Source organism: Massilia sp. DJPM01 (genome assembly GCF_030348125.1).
Taxonomy (GTDB): Bacteria; Pseudomonadota; Gammaproteobacteria; order Burkholderiales; family Burkholderiaceae_D; genus Telluria_A; species Telluria_A frigida.
Genome location: NZ_JAQOZV010000022.1, coordinates 60,375 through 79,676, shown reverse-complemented (window position 1 = coordinate 79,676; position 19,302 = coordinate 60,375). Strand labels below are relative to the sequence as shown.

At 64.5% G+C, this 19,302-nt stretch carries 16 protein-coding genes; 6 read left to right on the top strand and 10 right to left on the bottom strand.

Going from position 1 to position 19,302, the window contains the following annotated elements; genetic code table 11:
- The first annotated feature begins 193 nt into the window (after nt 1-193).
- Together PO883_RS16035 and PO883_RS16030 are read left to right on the top strand one after the other, a co-directional pair.
- Nucleotides 194-574: a hypothetical protein gene (locus PO883_RS16035; RefSeq protein WP_289310654.1), complete on the top strand. Its 381-nt coding sequence runs from the start codon at nt 194-196 to the stop codon at nt 572-574.
- 197 nt (nt 575-771) lie between these two features.
- Nucleotides 772-2,664: a flagellar assembly protein A gene (locus tag PO883_RS16030; protein ID WP_289310653.1), complete on the top strand. Its 1,893-nt coding sequence runs from the start codon at nt 772-774 to the stop codon at nt 2,662-2,664.
- 35 nt (nt 2,665-2,699) lie between these two features.
- On the opposite strand, the gene arfB is transcribed toward PO883_RS16030, so the two are convergent.
- Together arfB and PO883_RS16020 are read right to left on the bottom strand one after the other, a co-directional pair.
- Nucleotides 2,700-3,098, bottom strand: coding sequence for an alternative ribosome rescue aminoacyl-tRNA hydrolase ArfB (arfB, locus tag PO883_RS16025; RefSeq protein ID WP_289310652.1), 399 nt, complete (start codon nt 3,096-3,098; stop codon nt 2,700-2,702).
- On the bottom strand, nt 3,095-4,147 hold the full coding sequence (locus tag PO883_RS16020) for an HDOD domain-containing protein (RefSeq protein WP_289310651.1): 1,053 nt from the start codon (nt 4,145-4,147) through the stop codon (nt 3,095-3,097). The genes arfB and PO883_RS16020 overlap by 4 nt, the downstream gene beginning before the upstream one ends.
- A gap of 199 nt (nt 4,148-4,346) precedes the next feature.
- Between PO883_RS16020 and PO883_RS16015 the strand changes: the two genes are divergently transcribed.
- Complete coding sequence (locus tag PO883_RS16015) at nt 4,347-4,847, top strand: chemotaxis protein CheW (RefSeq protein ID WP_308605917.1); 501 nt, start codon at nt 4,347-4,349, stop codon at nt 4,845-4,847.
- A 95-nt stretch (nt 4,848-4,942) separates the two neighbouring features.
- On the opposite strand, the gene PO883_RS16010 is transcribed toward PO883_RS16015, so the two are convergent.
- The 4 genes from PO883_RS16010 to PO883_RS15995 are packed head-to-tail and all read right to left on the bottom strand — an operon-like array spanning nt 4,943 to nt 9,407.
- Entirely contained in the window at nt 4,943-6,940 is a 1,998-nt protein-coding gene (locus tag PO883_RS16010) for an ATP-binding cassette domain-containing protein (RefSeq protein ID WP_289310650.1), read from the bottom strand.
- A gap of 26 nt (nt 6,941-6,966) precedes the next feature.
- Entirely contained in the window at nt 6,967-7,869 is a 903-nt protein-coding gene (gene prmB, locus PO883_RS16005; protein ID WP_373890073.1) for a 50S ribosomal protein L3 N(5)-glutamine methyltransferase, read from the bottom strand.
- Between the two features lie 13 nt (nt 7,870-7,882).
- Entirely contained in the window at nt 7,883-9,034 is a 1,152-nt protein-coding gene (gene dapE, locus PO883_RS16000) for a succinyl-diaminopimelate desuccinylase (protein WP_289310649.1), read from the bottom strand.
- A gap of 19 nt (nt 9,035-9,053) precedes the next feature.
- Nucleotides 9,054-9,407: an ArsC family reductase gene (locus tag PO883_RS15995; protein WP_289310648.1), complete on the bottom strand. Its 354-nt coding sequence runs from the start codon at nt 9,405-9,407 to the stop codon at nt 9,054-9,056.
- Nucleotides 9,408-9,706: 299 nt separating this feature from the next.
- Between PO883_RS15995 and PO883_RS15990 the strand changes: the two genes are divergently transcribed.
- Nucleotides 9,707-11,596 (top strand): hypothetical protein, encoded by a 1,890-nt coding sequence (locus PO883_RS15990; RefSeq protein WP_289310647.1) that lies wholly within the window; start codon nt 9,707-9,709, stop codon nt 11,594-11,596.
- Between the two features lie 40 nt (nt 11,597-11,636).
- Here the strand turns inward: PO883_RS15990 and PO883_RS15985 are convergent, their stop codons facing one another.
- From PO883_RS15985 to PO883_RS15970, 4 genes are all read right to left on the bottom strand, one after another.
- Nucleotides 11,637-12,782: a PilT/PilU family type 4a pilus ATPase gene (locus PO883_RS15985; RefSeq protein WP_167084926.1), complete on the bottom strand. Its 1,146-nt coding sequence runs from the start codon at nt 12,780-12,782 to the stop codon at nt 11,637-11,639.
- 31 nt (nt 12,783-12,813) lie between these two features.
- Nucleotides 12,814-13,641, bottom strand: a complete 828-nt coding sequence (gene dapD, locus PO883_RS15980) for a 2,3,4,5-tetrahydropyridine-2,6-dicarboxylate N-succinyltransferase (RefSeq protein WP_289310646.1) — start codon at nt 13,639-13,641, stop codon at nt 12,814-12,816.
- Between the two features lie 45 nt (nt 13,642-13,686).
- Nucleotides 13,687-14,907 carry a succinyldiaminopimelate transaminase gene (gene dapC / locus PO883_RS15975; RefSeq protein ID WP_289310645.1) on the bottom strand — a complete coding sequence of 407 codons (1,221 nt, stop codon included), beginning with the start codon at nt 14,905-14,907 and terminating at the stop codon, nt 13,687-13,689.
- 61 nt (nt 14,908-14,968) lie between these two features.
- Complete coding sequence (locus PO883_RS15970) at nt 14,969-15,988, bottom strand: AraC family transcriptional regulator (RefSeq protein WP_289310644.1); 1,020 nt, start codon at nt 15,986-15,988, stop codon at nt 14,969-14,971.
- Between the two features lie 118 nt (nt 15,989-16,106).
- Here PO883_RS15970 and PO883_RS15965 point away from each other — a divergent pair, with 118 nt between their 5' ends.
- On the top strand, nt 16,107-17,702 hold the full coding sequence (locus tag PO883_RS15965) for an FAD-binding oxidoreductase (protein ID WP_289310643.1): 1,596 nt from the start codon (nt 16,107-16,109) through the stop codon (nt 17,700-17,702).
- Nucleotides 17,699-19,285 (top strand): glycerol-3-phosphate dehydrogenase/oxidase, encoded by a 1,587-nt coding sequence (locus PO883_RS15960; RefSeq protein WP_289310642.1) that lies wholly within the window; start codon nt 17,699-17,701, stop codon nt 19,283-19,285. The genes PO883_RS15965 and PO883_RS15960 overlap by 4 nt, the downstream gene beginning before the upstream one ends.
- Nucleotides 19,286-19,302: the final 17 nt, after the last annotated feature.

Genomic DNA, 19,302 nt, shown 5'->3' with positions numbered 1-19,302 from the left:
TTTGGCTGTCAGATTTGTCAGATTCATGTCGCTATGGTAACGTCATATCGCCCGATAAAACACCCAGCACGAAGGTCATTACATACTGTTACAAACTTTACCCAATTCGGCTTATGCCTTGGTGCAAATGGTCATACACTGGGTTCAAGCAGGTCAAGCTTATATGTTTACCAGGCATCGCGGAAGAGGAATTATGATGAATAACGCGCACATTCAAACCAAGGCAGTCGCAAGCGCTCAGCGCTGCGGGCGTGCGTTCGTCCGTCGCGTGGCCGTGTGCTGCTTGTTCGCTTGCGCCAGTCTGTCCGTGGCCCAGGCCAACCCTGGCGACAAGGACCGCGACGCCCAGCGCATCGTCGATGCCCAGCGCGTCCAGCAACAGCAGCGCCAGTTCGAGGCGCGCGCCGAGGAGCAGCGCCGCCAGCTCCAGGCCCAGCAAGAGCAACATGCCCAGAACACGGCCGATGCGGCCCGCCGTGGCGGCCGCGTGATGACGCCCGACGAACGGCGCGACCTGCGGCGCCAGATCAACGAAGTCGGCGTCGATATCTACAAGAACGCGCCGCGCCGCTGACCCCCTCCCGGGCGCGCCACGGCGCCCGTTCCAGCCCGTACCATCCCCCGCTGTCCGCCTTCCCGCCCAAACGTTACATTTGTTGAGTATTGCGCATCAAAATGTTTCTTTGGGCGACACAAGCTGTTACGCTAGTAAAAACTTACCACTAGCGAAATATACTTGCCAGGTATATAAGCCCGTCATGGAGCGCCGTCGTGTCGAATGAATTTTCTGGCGTCAGCGCGCCGCGTCCGCCTGCGGTGGCGGGGACTGCGCCTCTTGAGCTGGACCAGTGCATCATCAAGCGCCCGGACGGCGTGTACGGCGACCCGAGCGTTCTCGGCACGACCTTCAGCGCCGCCATCGAGCGCATCTTCGCCACCAGCTACCTGGTCGAGCTCGACTATCCGCTACTGATCAAGGCCATTTACGGGGCCGGGCCGCCGTTGCCGCGCTCGCCAGACGGCCACGTGATCATCCGCATCGCTTCCGATATCCAGCCGTTCAGTCCGCTGCGCCGGCAGCTCTACAAGGCGGTCAAGATCAATCGCGGCAAGGCCGAATACGTTTTCGAGCCGGTGTATGTGAGCAACCCCGACGATCCGGACGGACCGGAGACCGTGGCCCGGCTCGACGTGGACGAATTCATCGCCGACATGTGGGGCAAGGGCATCCGCTTCGGGATCGACGTCGAGGCCGTGCGCGCGGCCATCGACGCCGGCAAATCCGAGCGCGTGGTGGTGGCCAGCCTGCTCGAACCGCGCGCGGGGCGCGACGCGCATGTGATCGAAGTGACCAGCGACCTGCATCGCAGCGACGCGCCGCTGCAGCTGGCCAACGGCAAGCTCGATCTGATGGCCTTCCAGAACCGCTTTCCGCAAGTCGACAAGGGCGTGCGCCTGCTCAAGAAGGTGCCGCGCGTGCCCGGCACGGCCGGTTTCGAGCTGTCCGGGCTGCGCATCGATCCGTCCATTCCCAAGGATACCGAAGTGGCGCCCATGGCCGGTCCGGGCACCGTGGTCGAGGTGTCGGGCGAGGGCGAATTCCTGGTCGCGCAGCAGGCCGGTTTTTTGAACGTGGACAGCGCCACCGGGCAGATTTCGGTGGGCGACAAGATCGTCAGCCGCGATGGCGTCAGTTCGCGCACCACGGGAAACCTCAAGCTGACCGGCGACTTCGAGGAATTCGGCGAAGTGCAGGAAAAGCGCGTGGTCGAAGGCGAGGGCATCATCATTCACGCCGACGTCTTCGGCAGCATCATCTCGCGCGGCGGCACGGTCCTGTTGAACAGCAACCTGGTTGGCGGCAGCGCGCACAATGCGCGCGGCGATATCCGAGTCAAGGGCGTGGCCTCGGGCTCGGTGATCCAGGCCAGCCTGGGCGAGGTGGTCATCAACCGCGCCGAAAGCTGCATCGTGTCGGGCACGCGCGTGACGATCACGCATGCGGTGAACTGCGAGATCATGGCCGATGAAGTGGTGATCAGCCAGGCCGAGGGCTGCGCCATCGCGGCGCGCACGGTCGCGATCAACAGCGCCGGGCCGCGCCGCCAGAGCGAGATGAGCATCTTCGCGCTGCAGCCCGACACCGCGCGCCTGGATGAAGTGATCGCGGCGATGTCCGCGCGGGTCACGCAGTTCGGCGAGCTGGCGGCGCGCCGCAAGGCCGAGATGGAAGCGATGACCAACGAGCAGGACGTGCGCAAGTACGTCATGCTGGCCTCCAAGGTGCGCAAGAAGGAGCTGATTCTCACCGAGGAGCAGGTGCCGATGTTCCAGAAGATGGCGCTGGCCGTGGGGCCGGCCTTGAAGGCGATCGCCAAGATATCGCTGGAGGTGAAGGCGGCCGAGACGGAGCAGCAGGCCGGCGCTACGCTGGTGGAGGAGCTGGTGCGGCAGCGCAGCGACAGCACCGGCGTCAGTTCGGTGGCGGTCAAGCGGCTGGAGGGCGAAACCGTGGTGCGTTCGATGAGCTACAACCCGGACGGCACCTGCATCTACGATTTCCCCGCCAAGGACATCAAGCTCAAGCTGCGCACCAAGCGCGCCGAGGGCGATGTGATTCTGGTTGCGGACGAGGGGGCGGTGGACTGGCAGAGCGGGGTATGAGTTAGCGCGACGGTGGCGCGCTATCGCCGATTCGCTTATTCGCTGACCTTCCCCCGCATCGCCTTGGTCTGTCCGCTGCGGGTCTTGGAGTCGAGCCGCTTGCGCTGCGAGCTGCGGGTCGGCCGCGTCGCGCGCCGCAGCGTGGGCAGCACGGCCACGCTGTCGACCAGCTCCTGCAGCCGGCGCAGCGCATCTTCCTTGTTCTGCTCCAGGCTGCGCGATTGCTGCGCCTTGAGCACCACCACGCCGGCCTGGGTGATGCGCTGGTCCGACAGGGCCAGCAGCCGTTCCTTGATGGCGTCCGGCAGCGACGACGCGCCCACGTCGAAGCGCAGGTGCACCGCGCACGATACCTTGTTCACATTCTGCCCGCCGGGCCCCTGGGCGCGGATCGCGGAAAACTCGACCTGGCCCGGATCGATGGTCGCGCTCACGGCGCCGGCGCCGTGGGCGCTGCCGCCACGTCGTCATCGATCGCATCGAGCTCGCGGTAGCACGCCATCGCCCGTGGCGAGAGGCCCTTGAACAGCACCGGATCGCCCTTGTCGAGGCGCTCGTTGTCGACCAGGATGCGTACCTTGCTCAGGTAATCGGACTGGGTCAGCAAGCGTCCCAGCGGCGACACCGGCACGCCCTTGCGCATGCCGGCCTGCTCGCCGATGGCGCTGACCACGCTCTCGGGGAAATTCCATTCGCGCCCGATGCTGCAGGTGAGGATGCGGGCGTCGCGCACCAGGCGCGCGCAAAACATCTCGGAACCCAGTTCCTTCTCGCTCTTGCTCATCTGGTCCATGATGCGCAGGGTGACGATCAGCCCCACGTTCTGCACCAGCCCCGCGAGGAAGGCCTCGAAGGGATCGATGCCCATGTCCTCGGCCAGCATGCGGTTGGCCACCGCGCAGCGCTCGGACTGGTCCCAGATGCGTGGCGCCAGCAGGCGCGTGTACTGGCCCGAATTGAGGTCGATGATGGGGCGGAAAGCGACGCTGGTGATCAGGTGGCGCAAGCCTTCCTGGCCGATCAGCATGACCGCGTGTTCGACGCTGGTGATGGTGGTGCCGCTGCCCTTGAACGAGGTATTGGCCATGCGGATCACGGCCGCCACCAGCACCACATCGTTGGAAATGGTGCGCGACAGTTGCGCGCCCGAAAAGTTATCGCTGCGCAGGCTTTGCAGCAGTTGCGGCAGCAGGCCGGGCAGGCGCCGCACCAGCGCCGCGCCCGACTGCTGCGACGCCAGGATGGCTGCCAGCGCGTCGAGCACCTGGTTTTCGTGCGGGGTGGTATCCAGGCCGGTCACATCGGTATTGTCGAACAGCCAATTGAAGTAACTGCCGTTGACCCCGTCGCGCTGCTCGAACGAGAGCTGGGCGGCGTTGCCCGCTGGCGCCGCGCTGGCGGCAACGGCGGGTGCCGGCTGGCTGCCTGGCGCCTGGCCAGGAGCATCCGGCGCCGGCCCGGAAGCCGAAAAAATTCGCTTCACCCATTGATACATTGTCCATCCTTCAAGTTTGCAATTGTCCCCCGGAATATTGCCGCCCCATTGTAAAGCGTTCCCGTTGCATTGCAAGCGCAGGCGGACCGCTGGAAACCTTGATCGCGCTCAACGAGAGCCTTGTACACGCGCATTACGATGGGGTTTCGCGACCTTGCCGCAGCCCCGCAAAGACGAAAGGACCACCATGCACACGATGTCAACGCAGTCTGCCCCGATCGGCAAGATGGAGTTCCTGAGCTTCCAGTTGGGGGGCATGGAATACGGGGTCGATTTTCGCAAGGTGAAGGAGTTGCGCACATTTAAGTCGCTCGAACGCTTCGCCTCGGAAGGCGCGATCGTCAAGGGGGTAGCGGTGTCGCGCGGCGTGATCATGCCGCTGGTGGACATGCGGGTCGCGTTCAACGAGCGCGTCGCGGAGCGCGCCGCCTCGCCCGACCCGATGACCGACGTGATCATCCTGCAGTTGTCGACGTGCGTGATGGGGATGGTGGTCGATGGGGTGACCGATGTGGTGCGCATGTCCCCGGACCAGATCTCGCCGATTCCGGGCCTGACCCGCGACAGCGGCTGCGACTACCTGATGGGGCTCGGCGAAACCGATGGACGGCGCCTGATTTTGGTGGACATCGACAAGCTGATGTCGATCCGGCGCGAGAGCGTCGCCGGTGCGCAAAAGGCAGCATGAGAATCGTCACCCCTGCATTTCTGCGCTCCCGCTAACCTGAAAACCGTCGCCACCACGCCGAGTGCCGCCTTGGCGCGGGGGCGACGCGCTCACAGTTAAGCCGCCAAACCTTCCAGCTGCTCCTGCAACTCCATCCATTCCGCTTCCAGCTGCGCCAGGTCCTTCTTGTAGAACGACTGGTCCGCCAGCAGCGTTTTCAGCTTGGCCTTGTTGGCCGCTTCATAGATGCTCGCTTCGCCGAGCTTTCCGTCAACCTCCGCCTTCTGCTCGTTGCGCTTGGCGATCTGCTCTTCCAGGCGCTTGATCTTGCCCTCGATCGGTTTGCGCAGCGCGGCCGTGCGCTGGCGCTGTTCCGCGTCCTGGCGCTTCTGGTCCTTCTTGTCGGCCACCGGCGCGGCTGGCGCGGCCACCGCGGTCGCGACCGGGAAAGCCGTCTTGTTGTCCTTGCCCGCCGCCGGCAGCACGGTGGTGCCCTTGCCAAGCTTGGTCTGGAACAGCCAGTCCTTGTAGTCGTCCAGGTCACCGTCGAACGGTTGCAGCTTGCCGTCGGCGACGATGATGAACTGGTCGGTGGTGGCGCGCAGCAGGTGGCGATCGTGCGATACCACCACCAGCGTGCCCTCGAACTGCGCCAGCGCCATGGTCAGCGCTTCGCGCGTTTCCAGGTCCAGGTGATTGGTTGGTTCATCGAGCAGCAGCAGGTTAGGGCGCTGCCAGACGATCAGCGCCAGCGCCAGGCGCGCTTTCTCGCCGCCGGAAAACGGGCGGATCGGACTGGTGACCATATTGCCCGGGAAGTTGAAGCCGCCCAGGAAGTTGCGCAGCTCCTGCTCGCGCACGGTCGGCGCAATTTTCGCCAGGTGCCACAGGGGCGATTCGTCATGACGCAGCATTTCCACCTGGTGCTGGGCGAAGTAGCCGATCGACAGGCCCTTGCCGAGCGTGGCGTCGCCGGTCAGCGGCATCAGTTCGCCGGCGATGGTCTTGATCAGCGTCGATTTACCGGCGCCGTTCACACCCAGCAGGCCAATGCGCTGGCCGATTTGCAGGGAGAACTTGATGCCCGAGACAATCACCTTGTCGCCGACCTTGTCGCCATGCTCGTCGAGGATGTGGTAGCCGGCGTCCACGTCTTCCATCACCAGCAGCGGATTCGGTGCGGACAGCGGCTCGCGGAATTCGAACGAGAATTCGGCGGCGGCGCGCAATGGCGCCAGTTCTTCCATTTTTTCCAGCGCCTTCATGCGGCTCTGGGCCTGGCGCGCTTTCGAGGCTTGCGCCTTGAAGCGGTTCACGAACGACTCAAGGTGGGCACGCTGGCGCTGCTGCTTGGCCAGGGCGCCGGCGGCCAGGATCATCTGGGCCGCGCGCTGGCGCTCGAAACCGGAGTAGTTGCCCGAGTAGCGTTTCAGCCTGCGCTCGTCGATATGCACGATGACGTTGACGATTTCGTCGAGGAAGTCGCGATCGTGCGAAATGATGATCAGGGTGCCGGCGTAGCGTTTGAGCCAGTCTTCCAGCCAGATGATCGCGTCCAGATCCAGGTGATTGGTTGGTTCATCGAGCAGCAGCAGGTCGGAAGGGCACATCAGGGCCTGCGCCAGGTTCAGGCGCATGCGCCAGCCGCCCGAGAAGCTGGCGATCGGCTGCTGCATCTGCGACAGCGAAAAGCCAAGGCCCAGCAGCAGCTGTTCGCCGCGCGACTGCACCGTGTAGGCGTCGGCGTCGGCCAGCGCGCTGTAGATCTCGCCGATGGCGATGCCGTTCTCGGTCGATTCCGGCTCGGACTCCAGGCGCGCCAGTTCCGCTTCCAGCTTGCGCAGGTGGACGTCGCCGTCGATCGCGTAATCGAGCGCCGCGCGTTCGAGCGGCGGGGTTTCCTGGGCCACGTAAGCCATGCGCCATTTGGCGGGGAAATCGATCTCGCCCTGGTCCGGGTGCAGTTCGCCGCGCAGCATGCCGAACAGGCTCGATTTGCCGGCGCCATTGGCACCAATCAGGCCGATTTTATCGCCCGGGTTGAGGGTAAGGTCGACGCCTTCCAGCAGCGGCTTGGTGCCGCGCATCAGGCTAACGTTCAGGAAACGGATCATGTTCTACTTTTTGTAATGAGTGGGGATTACTGTGCTTGCAATTGTTCTGCGGTGAGCAGGAAAACCATGTCGTCACCGGCGCTGGTGGTCACCCAGGTCAGGCCGAGGTGGCCGAAGGCTGCTTCCGCATAATCGCGCTCGTTGCCGATTTCGACCATCAGGATGCCGTTCGGCGTGAGGCGTTCAGCCGCGCCGGCGACGATCTTGCGCACCAGGTCCATGCCGTCGGCGCCGCCGTCGAGTGCAATCTGCGGCTCGCGCAGGTACTCGGGCGGCAGCGACGCCATCGACGCCGAATTGACGTAAGGCGGGTTCGAGATAATCAGGTCGTACTTTTTGAACGGGACATTCTGGTACAGGTCCGAGGCGATCGGATTGACCCGGCCTTCGAGCTTGTATTCGCGGATATTGTGCTCGGCCACGGCCAGCGCATCGTTGGAGATATCGACCGCATCGACCACGCTGTCGGGGAAGGCGTCGGCCATCATGATCGCCAGGCAGCCCGACCCGGTGCACAGTTCGAGGATGTTCTCGACCGCGTACGGATCTTCCACCCAGGGGCTGAACTGGTGCGGAATCAGTTCATGGATGAAGGAACGCGGCACGATCACGCGCTCGTCGACGTAGAAGGCGTAGGTGCCCAGCCACGCTTCGTTGGTGATGTAGGCGGCCGGCACGCGCTCGTTGGCGCGGCGTTCGATCACGGCCAGCACTTGCAGCACTTCGTCGGGCAGCAGGCGCGCGTCGAGGAAGGGATCGAGCTTGTCGAGCGGGAGCTTGAGCGTATGCAGGATCAGGTAAGCCGCTTCGTCCAGCGCTTCGGCGCTGCCGTGGCCGAAAAACAGCTTGGCGCCGTTGAAACGGGTGATCGCGTAGCGCAGCAGGTCGCGCGGCGTAGTAAAGGTCGATGTAAACAGGGTAGTGGTCATGGCTGTTCTCGGGTCAGGTGTTGTGCGGCGCAGGCGCCAGCAGGTTGTCGAGCGTGCGGCGATAGATATTCTTGAGCGGATCGATGAAACGCACGTCGATGTGCTCGTCGATCTTGTGGATGCTGGCATTCGGAGGGCCGAATTCTATCACCTGCGGGCAGATGCGGGCGATGAAGCGCCCGTCCGAGGTTCCGCCCGTGGTCGACAATTCGGTCTGCACGCCGGTCTCGGTGAGGATCGCGGCCGACAAGGCATCGGACAGCGTGCCGCGCGGGGTCAGGAAGGGCAGGCCGGACAAGGTCCACGCCAAATCGTATTCCAGGCCGTGCTTGTCGAGGATCGCATGCACGCGCGCCTCCAGGCCGTCGGCGGTGCTGGCGGTCGAAAAGCGGAAGTTGAAGTCGATCGTCACGTCGCCCGGGATCACATTATTGGCGCCCGTGCCGGCGTGGATGTTGGACATCTGCCACGACGTCGGCAGATAGTATTCATTGCCCGCGTCCCACTGCTCGGCGGCCAGTTCGGCCAGCGCCGGGGCACTCTGGTGGATCGGGTTGCGCGCCAGCTGCGGGTAGGCGATGTGGCCCTGGATGCCCTTGATCACCAGCTTGCCCGACAGCGAACCACGGCGGCCATTCTTGATCATGTCGCCCAATACGTGGGCCGATGTCGGTTCGCCCACCAGGCAGTAATCGATCTTTTCGCCGCGTTGTTCCAGCAGGCGGCACACCACCACGGTGCCGTCGGTGGCCGGGCCTTCCTCGTCGCTGGTGATGAGAAAGGCAATCGAGCCAGTGTGGTCCGGGTGCTCGGCGATGAATTCTTCGCAGGCCACGACCATGGCCGCGATCGAGGTCTTCATGTCGGCCGCGCCGCGCCCATACAGCTTGCCGTCGCGCTGGGTCGGAATGAAGGGCTGCGATTGCCATTGTTCGACGGGGCCGGTCGGCACCACGTCGGTATGGCCGGCGAACACGAACACCGGGGAGGCGCTGCCCTTGCGCGCCCACAGATTGGTCACGCCATTCGATTCGATGGTCTCGCACACGAAGCCGAGCGGCGAGAGCAGGTCGATCAGGTGCTGCTGGCAGCCTTTGTCATCGGGTGTGATCGAGGACAGCGCAATCAGTTTTTCGGTCAGCGCGAGAGTACGGGAAAAGGTCATTGTGGTCTTTGGCAGGACATTACAGTGAAAAGATCTGGCGGTACTGGTCGTCGGAAAAGCCGACCGACAGTTTGCCGGCGCCCGCGAGGACGGGGCGCTTGATGACGGAAGGCTGTTCGAGCATCAGTTCGAGCGCGCTGGCCTTGTCGACGATGGCCGCGCGCCGCTCGTCGGGCAGCTTGCGCCAGGTCGTGCCCTTGCGGTTGACCAGCACTTCCCAGTCGATCTGGTCTAGCCAGGCGGCCACGGTGGCGCGTTCGAGTCCCTGCTTTTTAAAGTCGTGGAAGTCGAACGCCTGCGCGTGGCCGGTCAGCCAGGTGCGGGCTTTTTTGACGGTGTCGCAGTTGGGAATGCCGTACAGGGTTTTTTTCATGGTCGATCAGGAGCGCGGCCAGCCGTCGCCCGGCATGCGGGCGCGGTTGCCATAGTATTCTTGGGGAACCCGGGAGGATACCACAGGCGCACCGCTGCCAGCGAAGGCATGCCTGATGAGTATCGGAAACTGTTGCAGTTTAAATGGCAATGGCGAGCAGGGCCGTGTTAGTGAATTTGTCGCCAGCGCCCTTTTTTACAATGCGTTGCTTTAATCGCACTTATTAATTTTCCTCTCATGGTTCATCTTCTTGCGCTATCCTTTCGCTGTATTGACGGGGTGACGCTCAGGAGAATTGAATGCCTATTTTTCGATCTGCTCTGAAAATGTTTCTTTGGTCGCTATTGATGGTGGCAAGCGCTGCCGCGTGCGCATCGGAGATAAGCATCGAGTGGGAAATAGGCAATCGATTCAGGATGTTCGACTATATTTCCTGGCATGAAGCACCCCATGCGGGATCTTCCGCCGCCTTGTTCGAAAAAATGGCGCCACGCAAAAACGAAAACAGCGCGTCCTGGCTCAGGCGGGTGCTTGCAGCGGGAGGTTCGCCCTATGGTGCTGAGCGGCCCGGCGCGTGGGTGGAGGACGACAAGGCTTTAAGACCCCGCTATCAGGACGGCTTTGCCGATGCGCCGCCTTTTTTCTCGATCAAGGCGCGCCTGGTGGTAGCCGGCTCCCATCCCGGCATGCCGGCCGACGCGCGCTGCGTCTGGAGGATGGATGGCCAGGTGATCGCCACGCATGCCTGCTCCGGCGAGATCGCCTCGGACGCGCTGCCCGCGACAGGAGCGCTGCTGGAGGTTAGCACCGGCGACGCGGTCCTTGCCCGGGAAAGGCTGGTGCCAACCGTGAAAATCGTTCTGGGGCTGGGCGACTCGTACGGCGCTGGCGAGGGCGCTCCCGATGTGCCCACGACGTGGCATCCGGCGCTCAAGGACGGCGACTGGCTCTCGCTTGGCCGGCGTGACATTGACGGGTTTGTGAAAAAGGCGCCGGTCTGGCTGTCGCAACGCTGTAACCGCTCATTTTATTCATACCAGAACATGGTTGCCTTGCGCATCGCGGCCGACACTCCCCACTCCACCGTCGCGTTCATTCATCTGGCATGCGCCGGAGCGGAAATCGTCGACGGCATGCTGGCGCCTCAGCGCATGGTGCCGGGGCAGGGCAGTCAATGCGACAAGCGGACAACGCGCGACGCGGTCGATCCCGCATGCGATACGCCGGTGTCGCAATTGACGGCGGCGGTGGGCGCGCTCTGCAAGGTGGGGACGCAGCCGCTCCCGGATCAGGACCTCGATCGCATCAAGGAGGCTTTGCTGCCTCTTGAGCATCAGCGTCACCAGCTGGCATGGATGAATGAACTGCGCGCCTGTCCCGCCGGCCAGTTGCGCCGGCCCGATCTGGTCTTGCTGTCTGTCGGCGGTAATGATATTGGCTTTAGCGGCGTCATTAAATGGGCGATTTTGCCGTCATTGCACAGCGATAAATTCATTCCAAGATTGATGCAGACGAGGAAAGTGGTGAGCGCAGTGAGGCGAAAAGGGGGCGTGGTATGTCCGTCGCCGGGCTCGCCATATTGCGAGGAGGCTGAGAAAACCAGCGCCGTCGAGCGCATTGGGCAATTGCCGCTGCGGTTTGTCGCACTCGATACCGCATTCAGAAAACTATTGGACGCCGATGCCGGTACAGTGGTCTTGAACACCTATCCTAATCCGCTGCAAAAGGTCGCTGGAACAATGTGCGGCGATAAGGCGAAGTCAAACACGCGCAATGCGTGGTATCTGATGCGGATACATATTCCCGAGATGGCGCAGCAAAAACATTGGCAATTCAATCTCACGGAAGGTGAGGCGGGCATCGTCAACCGGGATGTGATTCCCCGATTGACGCAGACGCTCGCTCGCGCGGCCAGCAAGCTGCGTTGGCGGGTGGCCGCCCAGGAACGGGTGATGGACGGTAAAGGATGGTGTACCGGCCGGTATCTGGACATGCTCAGTCCCGCCAACATCGGCCAATGGCAACCGTATGACGATAATGTGCGCATGGTGCGAACCGGCGCGGATTCGTTCCTGACCCAGTGGCCGGGCAATCAAGACAGGTCGGACGGCCTTCTGGGCGCCTTCCATCCCAACGCACAGGGTTATGCGGCCATGGCCGATGTGGTCCTCTACACGCTAAAAAAATAGCCACACGGCGCTTGGCGGTGTGGCTGGCGTTAGCGCGACATCAGCTATTGAGCGTGAACTCGGTAAACGAGGACGATTCCTCGACCGGCTTGGGTGCCGCTTCCTGGGTGCTGGCCGCGCGCACTTCCGGACCGTTGTTAAGAAGCCACAACAGATTGGTGGCCGAGTCCGCATTGGCCAAGCCTTCTTCCTGGGTGATCAGGCCGCTCTTGACCAGTTCGTACAAGGCCGACTCGAAGGTTTGCGAGCCCGGCGAGAGGCTGTTTTCCATCGCTTCCTTGATCTGGCCGATCTCGCCGTTGTCGATCAGGTCGGCGATGTAACGCGTATTGACCATGATTTCGACCGCCGCCTGGCGCGTGCCGCCAGCCGCCGAGCGCACCAGGCGCTGCGACACGATCGCCTTGACCGCCGACGACAAATCCTGCAGCAGCGCCGGCCGGTTTTCGATCGGGTAAAAACTGATGATCCGGTTCAGCGCGTTGTACGAGTTGTTCGCGTGCAATGTCGCCAGCACCAAATGGCCCGACTGGGCGTAGGCCAGGGCTGCAGCCATGGTTTCCTTGTCGCGGATCTCGCCGATCAGGATGCAATCGGGCGCCTGGCGCATCGAATTGCGCAGTGCCGTGTAGAAACTGCTGGCATCGCTGCCGATTTCACGCTGGTTGACGATCGATTTCTTGTTCTTGAACAGGTATTCGATCGGGTCTTCCAGGGTCAGGATGTGGCCGGCGCGCAACTCGTTGCGGTGGTCCAGCATCGAGGCGATGGTGGTCGACTTGCCCGAACCGGTCGCGCCGACCAGCAGCAGCAAGCCGCGCTTTTCCATGATCAGGTCGGCCAGCACGTGCGGCAGGCCCAGGTCTTCCAGCGCCGGAATCACGGCCGGCACAAACCGGAACACCGCCGAAATCGTGCCGCGCTGGCGGAAGGCCGACAAACGGAAGCGGCCCAGGTTGGCGACCGAAATACCCATGTTCAGCTCGTTTTCGCGCATCAGCTCATCCATCTGCGCCTGGGTGCAGATTTCCGCGAGCAGGGCGGAAATGTTTTCCGGCTCCAGCTTTTGCTGATTGATGGGAATCAGGTTGCCGTTGATTTTGATGTGGACGGGCGAATTGACCGCGAAGAACATGTCCGACGCGTTTTTTTCTTTCATCAGATGGAACAAGCGGTCCATTGCCATTTTTTTTCTCCTGGTTTGGACTTTTACTGTATCAGATACCGCGCAGCAATTCGTTGATACCGGTTTTCGCGCGTGTCTTGGCGTCCACACGTTTCACGATCACGGCGCAGTACAGGCTGTAGCTGCCATCTTCCGACGGCAGGTTGCCCGACACCACCACCGAACCGGCCGGCACGCGGCCGTAAGTCACTTCGCCGGTGGCGCGGTCGTAGATCTTGGTCGACTGGCCGATGTACACGCCCATCGAAATGACCGAATTTTCCTCGACGATGACGCCTTCGACGATCTCCGAACGGGCGCCGATGAAGCAGTTGTCTTCGATGATGGTCGGATTGGCCTGCATCGGTTCGAGCACGCCGCCGATGCCGACGCCGCCGGACAGGTGCACGTTCTTGCCGATCTGCGCGCACGAACCGACCGTGGCCCAGGTGTCGACCATGGCGCCTTCATCGACGTAGGCGCCGATATTGACGTAGGACGGCATCAAGACCACGTTCTTGGCGATGAAGCTGCCGCGCCGGGCCACCGCCGGCGGCACCACGCGGAAACCCCCACGCGCGAAATCGTCGGCCGTATAGTTGGCGAACTTGGTCGGTACCTTGTCGTAGAACTGCATGGTGCCGTCGGACGTCATCACGCTGTTGTTTTCGAGGCGGAAGGAGAGCAGCACCGCTTTCTTGATCCACTGGTTGACCACCCAGTCGGCACCGGTTTTTTGCGCCACGCGCATGCTGCCGTCGTCCAGGCCCGCGATCACGTGGGCCACTGCCTCGCGCAGTTCCGCCGTGCCGTTGGCCGGGGTGATTTCGGCGCGCTGTTCCCAGGCGGTGTCGATGAGGTTTTGAAGTTGTTGGGTCATGATCGGTATCTTATTAGGTGGTGTGGCGGATTCGGTGCGACGGATTCATTGCGACTTCAGGGCTTTGCAAAACTGGACGATGCGCTGGGCCGCTTCGACACCCTCGTCGACTTCGGCAACCAGGGCCATGCGGATACGGCCGCTGCCCGGGTTGACCCCGTGGGCGTCGCGCGCCAGGTAGCTGCCCGGCAGGACCGTGACATTATATTCCGCGTAAAGACGGCGCGCGAATTCGGTGTCCGACAGGCCGCTGCGGCGCACATCGGCCCACAGGTAAAAACCGGCGTCGGGCAGCTCCACATCCATCACCTCCTTGAGCAGCGGGGTGACCAGGGCGAACTTTTCGCGGTACTTGACGCGGTTCTCCTGGACGTGGGTTTCGTCGCCCCAGGCCGCGATGGACGCCGCCTGCACCGGTGGCGACATGGCGCCGCCGCAGTAGGTGCGGTACAGCAGGAACTTCTTGATCACGGCCGGATCGCCCGCCACGAAGCCGGAGCGCATGCCCGGCACGTTGGAACGCTTGGACAGGCTGGAAAACACGATCAGGTTCGCGTACGGGGTCTCGCCGCCGCTGCGTCCCAGCTGGTGCGCCGCTTCCAGCGCGCCCAGCGGCGCCGTGCTGGTATGGTAAATCTCGGAATAGCATTCGTCGGCGGCGATCACGAAGCCGTGGCGGTCGGACAGCGCGAACAGCTGCTTCCAGTCTTCCAGCGACAGGGTGGCCCCGGTCGGGTTGCCCGGGGTGCACAGGTACAGCAGCTGCACGCGCGGCCAGATATCGTCCGGCACGCTGGCGTAGTCGCAGCCGAAATTGCGGCCCGGTTCCGAATTGACGAAGTACGGCACGGCCCCGGCCAGGTAGGCCGCGCCCTCGTAAATCTGGTAGAACGGATTGGGGCAGACGATCAGCGGCGCCGGCCGGGAGGCATCGACGACGCAATGGGCGATCCCGAACAGGGCTTCGCGCGAGCCGTTCACCGGCAGCACCTGGGTGGCCGGATTGAGCGCCGGCACGCCATAGCGCCGTTCCAGCCAGCCGGCGATGGCAGCGCGCAGGGCGTCGCTGCCGGCCGTGGTCGGATAGGTGGCCAGTCCCGCCACGCCGTGCGCCAGCGCCTTCTGGATGAAGGCGGGCGTCGGGTGCTTGGGCTCGCCGATGCCAAGGCTGATGGCCGCGTAGTCCGGGTTCGGGGTCACGCCCGCGAACAACTGGCGCAGTTTTTCAAAAGGGTAGGGGTGCAGTTTGTCGAGATGTGGATTCACGGCGTTGCCAGGTTTGGCGCAGGGGAAGCGCAGGGTTAGCGTAGATCGGAACAGCGACGTATTATAGGCGCAAATGGCCGCCATCGCGCCACGCTCCGGGATTTACGCCGGACCATTCCTTGAACGCGTGGGAGAACGCGCTTTGCTCTTGATAACCCAGCAAAAACGCGATATCGACCAGCGACAGGCTGCCCTGGCGCAGGTAATCGGTGGCCAGCGCGTAGCGTGCCTGGTCGAGCACCTGCTGGAAGCTGGCCCCGGCCTCGCTCAGTTTGCGCTGTAGGGTGCGCGGCGAGAGCTTGAGTTCCTCGGCGATGCTGGCCAGCCGTACCCGGTCGTGCGCAAGGTTGCGGATGATGGCCGCATGCACCTGGGCCACCACCCCGTCGTCGCGCCGGCTGCGCTCGCGCAGCAGCTGTTCGGCATGCTGCTGCAGCACCGGATACAGGCCCACGTCGGCATTCGGCACCGGCCAGCCAAGCAGCTGGGCGTCGAAACCGGCCGCGTTGACCGGCGCGCCGAAGCGCGGCAGGGTGCCGAAAATGCGCTCGTACTCGGCGCCGTCGGCCGCCTGTGCGTGCGTGAACCCCAGTTGCGGGGCCGGCAGCGCCGCCCCGGCCAGCCAGGTGCTGAAGGTGCGGATCCCGGCAAACACGCTTTCGACCAGGTGCCGGCTGCCCTCGGGGTAATTGCTGACCCATTCGTAGTGCGCCTGCTGGCCGTCCAGATGCAGCACCGAGCGTCCCAGGTCGTGCGCCAGCTGCTCGTAGCGCAAGGTCTGCTGGAAAGCCTGGCCAAAATCGCGGCACGACAGCAAAATCAGTCCATACACGCTGTAGGTGCCCAGTTTGACCCGTTCGCCGACATGCAGGCCGAAATGCGGGTCGTCCGCCAGTTCGGCGCCGGCACCCAGCAGGCGCACGTAATCGGCCGCGCCGAGCGAGTCGGGCAGGCGCTCGAGCGCCGTCGCGGGCAGGCCGGCGGCGCAGGCCAAAGCGGCCGGACCGACGCCGCGCGCCTGGGCCGCGTCGAGCAGCGGCTGCAGATAAGACCCGGTGACGCGGCGCGCGTCAGGCCGCATTGGCGGAACCCCTGGCATGTTTGAACAAAGCGGTTGTCATAAAAGCGCAATACGTGAAGCCCGCCTTCGCATACGCTGGCGGCCGTGGATGAACAGCCAAGTATAACGGGAAAAAACGATGAAGCGGTGGAACGGATGGGGCGACGATGCCATTGAATTTGCGCTAAACGCGGACGCGCTGGCGTTTCTGGGCGAGCGCCTGGGGCCTGGAAGCGCGGGGGCGGAGACCAGCCACGCCGACGCCTGCGCGCGCATCGGTGGCAGCCGCCTGCCGCCGCATCCGCTGGTCGACACCTCGGCCGCGGCGCGCCTGGCCAATGCACTGGGCCAGAGCCTGCCCGACTGGCTACGCCTTCGCTACGGCAAAATCGACACCGCCCCGGATGGCGTGGCCTGGCCGGAAAGCGGGGAAGAAGTGCGCGAGCTGCTCGATTTTGCGGCCCGCAGCGGCGCCATCGTCATTCCCTACGGCGGCGGCACCAGCGTGGCCGGCCACGTCGGCGTGGAAGCGGGAGCGGCGCCGGTCCTCACCATCAACCTGACGCGCATGCGCGCCCTGATCGATCTGGACAAGGAAGCGCAGCTGGCTACGTTCGGGGCCGGCGTGCTGGGGCCTGACCTGGAAGCGCAACTGCGCGCCTTCGGCTACACGCTCGGTCACTTTCCCCAATCGTTCGAGTATTCGACCCTGGGCGGCTGGGTGGTCACACGCTCCTCCGGCCAGCAGTCGCTGCGTTACGGACGCATCGAACAGCTGTTCGCCGGCGGGCGGGTCGAAACGCCGGTCGGCACGCTCGACCTGCCGACCTTTCCCGCGTCCGCCGCCGGAACCGACCTGCGCGAGATCGTGCTCGGTTCCGAAGGCCGCCTGGGCATCCTGACCGAAGCGACGGTGCGCATCAGCCGCCTGCCGCAGTACGAAGCCTTCCACGCCGTGTTCTTTCCCGACTGGGAATCGGCGGCCGCCGCCACGCGCGAACTGGCGCAGGCCAAGCTGCCGCTATCGATGCTGCGCCTGTCGAATCCCCTCGAAACGCTGACCATGCTGACCCTGGCCGGCCACAAGCGCCTGATCGGCGCGCTGGAAACCTGGCTGCGCTGGCGCGGCTGCGCCGTCGGCAAATGCATGCTGATGATCGGCGCCAGCGGCACGGCCGCCAACGCGAAACACGCGCTGCGCGCCGCGCTGTCGGTCGCGCGCGCCGGCGGCGGCGTGCACGTGGGCCGCACCATGGGCGACAAATGGAAGCAGAACCGCTTCCGCAACGTCTACCTGCGCAACGCCGCATGGGAGCAGGGCTACGCCATCGACACGGTGGAGACGGCGGTCGACTGGCCGGGCGTCACCCCGATGATGCACGCGTTGGAGGAAGCCGCCACCCAGGCCATGGCCTCCTGCGGCGAGCGGGTGCACGCCTACACCCACCTGTCGCACCTGTATGCGCAGGGCGCCAGCGTCTACTCGACCTTTGTGTACCGCCTCTCGGGCAATTACGAGGAAGACTTGCAGCGCTGGCGCCGTTTGAAGAGCACCGTATCGGAAGCGGTCGTCGTCAACGGCGGCACCATCAGCCACCAGCACGGCGTCGGCACCGACCACGCGCCCTACCTCGCGTCCGAAAAAGGCTTGCTGGGCATGAGCGCCATGCGTACGCTGTTCCGCCACTTCGACCCGGACGGGCGCATGAACCCGGGCAAGCTGGTGTCGCCGTGAGCAGCCACTGGCAGAAGGGCTGGCATAGCGGTTGGCAAGATACGCTGCCGCTGCTGCTGGCGCGCGAATGGGACCTGTTGATCATTGGCGGCGGCATCACCGGCGCCGGCATCCTGCTGGAAGCGTCGCGCCGAGGCCTGAAAGCGCTGCTGGTCGAGCAGCGCGACTTCGCCTGGGGCACATCGAGCCGCTCATCGAAACTGGTGCACGGCGGCCTGCGCTACCTGAAAGAGGGCCGCTTCGCCCTGACGCGCGAATCGGTGCACGAGCGTGACGCGCTGCTTGCCGGGGCTGCCGGCCTGGTGGAACCGCAAAGTTTCGCCTTCGGCGACTACGTGGGCCGCAAACCGGGCCGCAAGACCTTCCTGCTTGGGCTGGCGATCTACGACCTGATGGCCGGAAAGCGCGAGCGCCACTACGTCGATGGCGGCGAATTCGCGATGATGACGCCCAACGCGGCGCGCGCCGGACTGCAAGGCGGCATGCTCTACACCGATGCCAAGACCGACGACGCGCGCCTGGTGCTGCGCGTGCTGCAGGAAGCCCAGACTCATGGCGGGGTGGCGATCAACTACATGGCCGCGCGCGCGCTGCTCAGGAGCGGCAGCACCGTCAACGGCGCGCTGCTGCACGACGGGCGCGATGGCGCCACCCACGAGGCGCGCGCGCGCGTGGTGGTCAACGCCACCGGCGCCTGGGCCGACGAACTGCGCGGCCATGCCGGCGCCGCGCCGCGCCTGCGGCCACTGCGCGGCAGCCACCTGGTGCTGCCGGCCTGGCGCCTGCCGCTGGCGCAGGCGGTCAGCCTGATGCACCCGGCAGACGGCCGCCCGGTGTTTGCCTTTCCGTGGGAAGGCATCACCCTGGTCGGTACCACCGACGTCGATCACGGCGATGGCCTGGCCAGCGAGGCCGCCATCACGCGGGCGGAACTGGACTACCTGATGGCGGCGCTGCACGCGCAGTTTCCGCAACTGGCGCTGAAGGAGTCGGACGTGATTGCGACCTATGCCGGCGTGCGCCCGGTGATCGACAGCGGCGCGGGCGACCCGTCCAAGGCCTCGCGCGACCATGCGGTATGGCTGGAAGACGGCATGCTGACCGTCACCGGCGGCAAGCTGACCACCTTCCGCGTGATCGCCCTCGACGCGCTGCGCCACGCCATGCCCTTGCTGGCCGGCTGGCGCGACGACCTGGCGCCGTGCCCCGTGTTCGCGCCATCGCCGTCGCTGGTCGCCCCGCTGCGCGCGGCGGTGGTGCGGCGCCTGCGCGGACGCTACGGCGCGCACGCGCAGGCATTGATCGACGCGGCCCAAGCGGGCGAGCTGGAAGCCATCCCCGGCACCGAATCGCTGTGGGCCGAACTGCGCTGGGCCGCGCGCAGCGAAGCGGTGCAGCACCTGGAAGACCTGCTGCTGCGCCGCACGCGGCTTGGATTGCAGCTGCGCGGCGGCGGCGCGCGGCACATGGCGCGCATCCGTGCGATCTGCCAGGGCGAGCTGGAATGGGACGACGCGCGCTGGAACGCGAACGAAGCGGCCTATCTGGCATTATGGCAGGCGCACTACGGCCTTCCCGCGTGACGAGAGAATCAACAGCC

Excerpts from the sequence above, each read along its gene's own strand:
- dapE (WP_289310649.1), bottom strand. The coding sequence starts at position 9,034 with ATGACCTTTTCCCGTACTCTCGCGCTGACCGAAAAACTGATTGCGCTG.
- dapD (WP_289310646.1), bottom strand. The coding sequence starts at position 13,641 with ATGACCCAACAACTTCAAAACCTCATCGACACCGCCTGGGAACAGCGC.
- PO883_RS15990 (WP_289310647.1), top strand. The coding sequence starts at position 9,707 with ATGCCTATTTTTCGATCTGCTCTGAAAATGTTTCTTTGGTCGCTATTG.
- PO883_RS16035 (WP_289310654.1), top strand. The coding sequence starts at position 194 with ATGATGAATAACGCGCACATTCAAACCAAGGCAGTCGCAAGCGCTCAG.
- PO883_RS15970 (WP_289310644.1), bottom strand. The coding sequence starts at position 15,988 with ATGCGGCCTGACGCGCGCCGCGTCACCGGGTCTTATCTGCAGCCGCTG.
- PO883_RS15985 (WP_167084926.1), bottom strand. The coding sequence starts at position 12,782 with ATGGCAATGGACCGCTTGTTCCATCTGATGAAAGAAAAAAACGCGTCG.
- PO883_RS15995 (WP_289310648.1), bottom strand. The coding sequence starts at position 9,407 with ATGAAAAAAACCCTGTACGGCATTCCCAACTGCGACACCGTCAAAAAA.
- PO883_RS15965 (WP_289310643.1), top strand. The coding sequence starts at position 16,107 with ATGAAGCGGTGGAACGGATGGGGCGACGATGCCATTGAATTTGCGCTA.
- prmB (WP_373890073.1), bottom strand. The coding sequence starts at position 7,869 with ATGACCACTACCCTGTTTACATCGACCTTTACTACGCCGCGCGACCTG.
- PO883_RS16010 (WP_289310650.1), bottom strand. The coding sequence starts at position 6,940 with ATGATCCGTTTCCTGAACGTTAGCCTGATGCGCGGCACCAAGCCGCTG.
- PO883_RS16015 (WP_308605917.1), top strand. The coding sequence starts at position 4,347 with ATGCACACGATGTCAACGCAGTCTGCCCCGATCGGCAAGATGGAGTTC.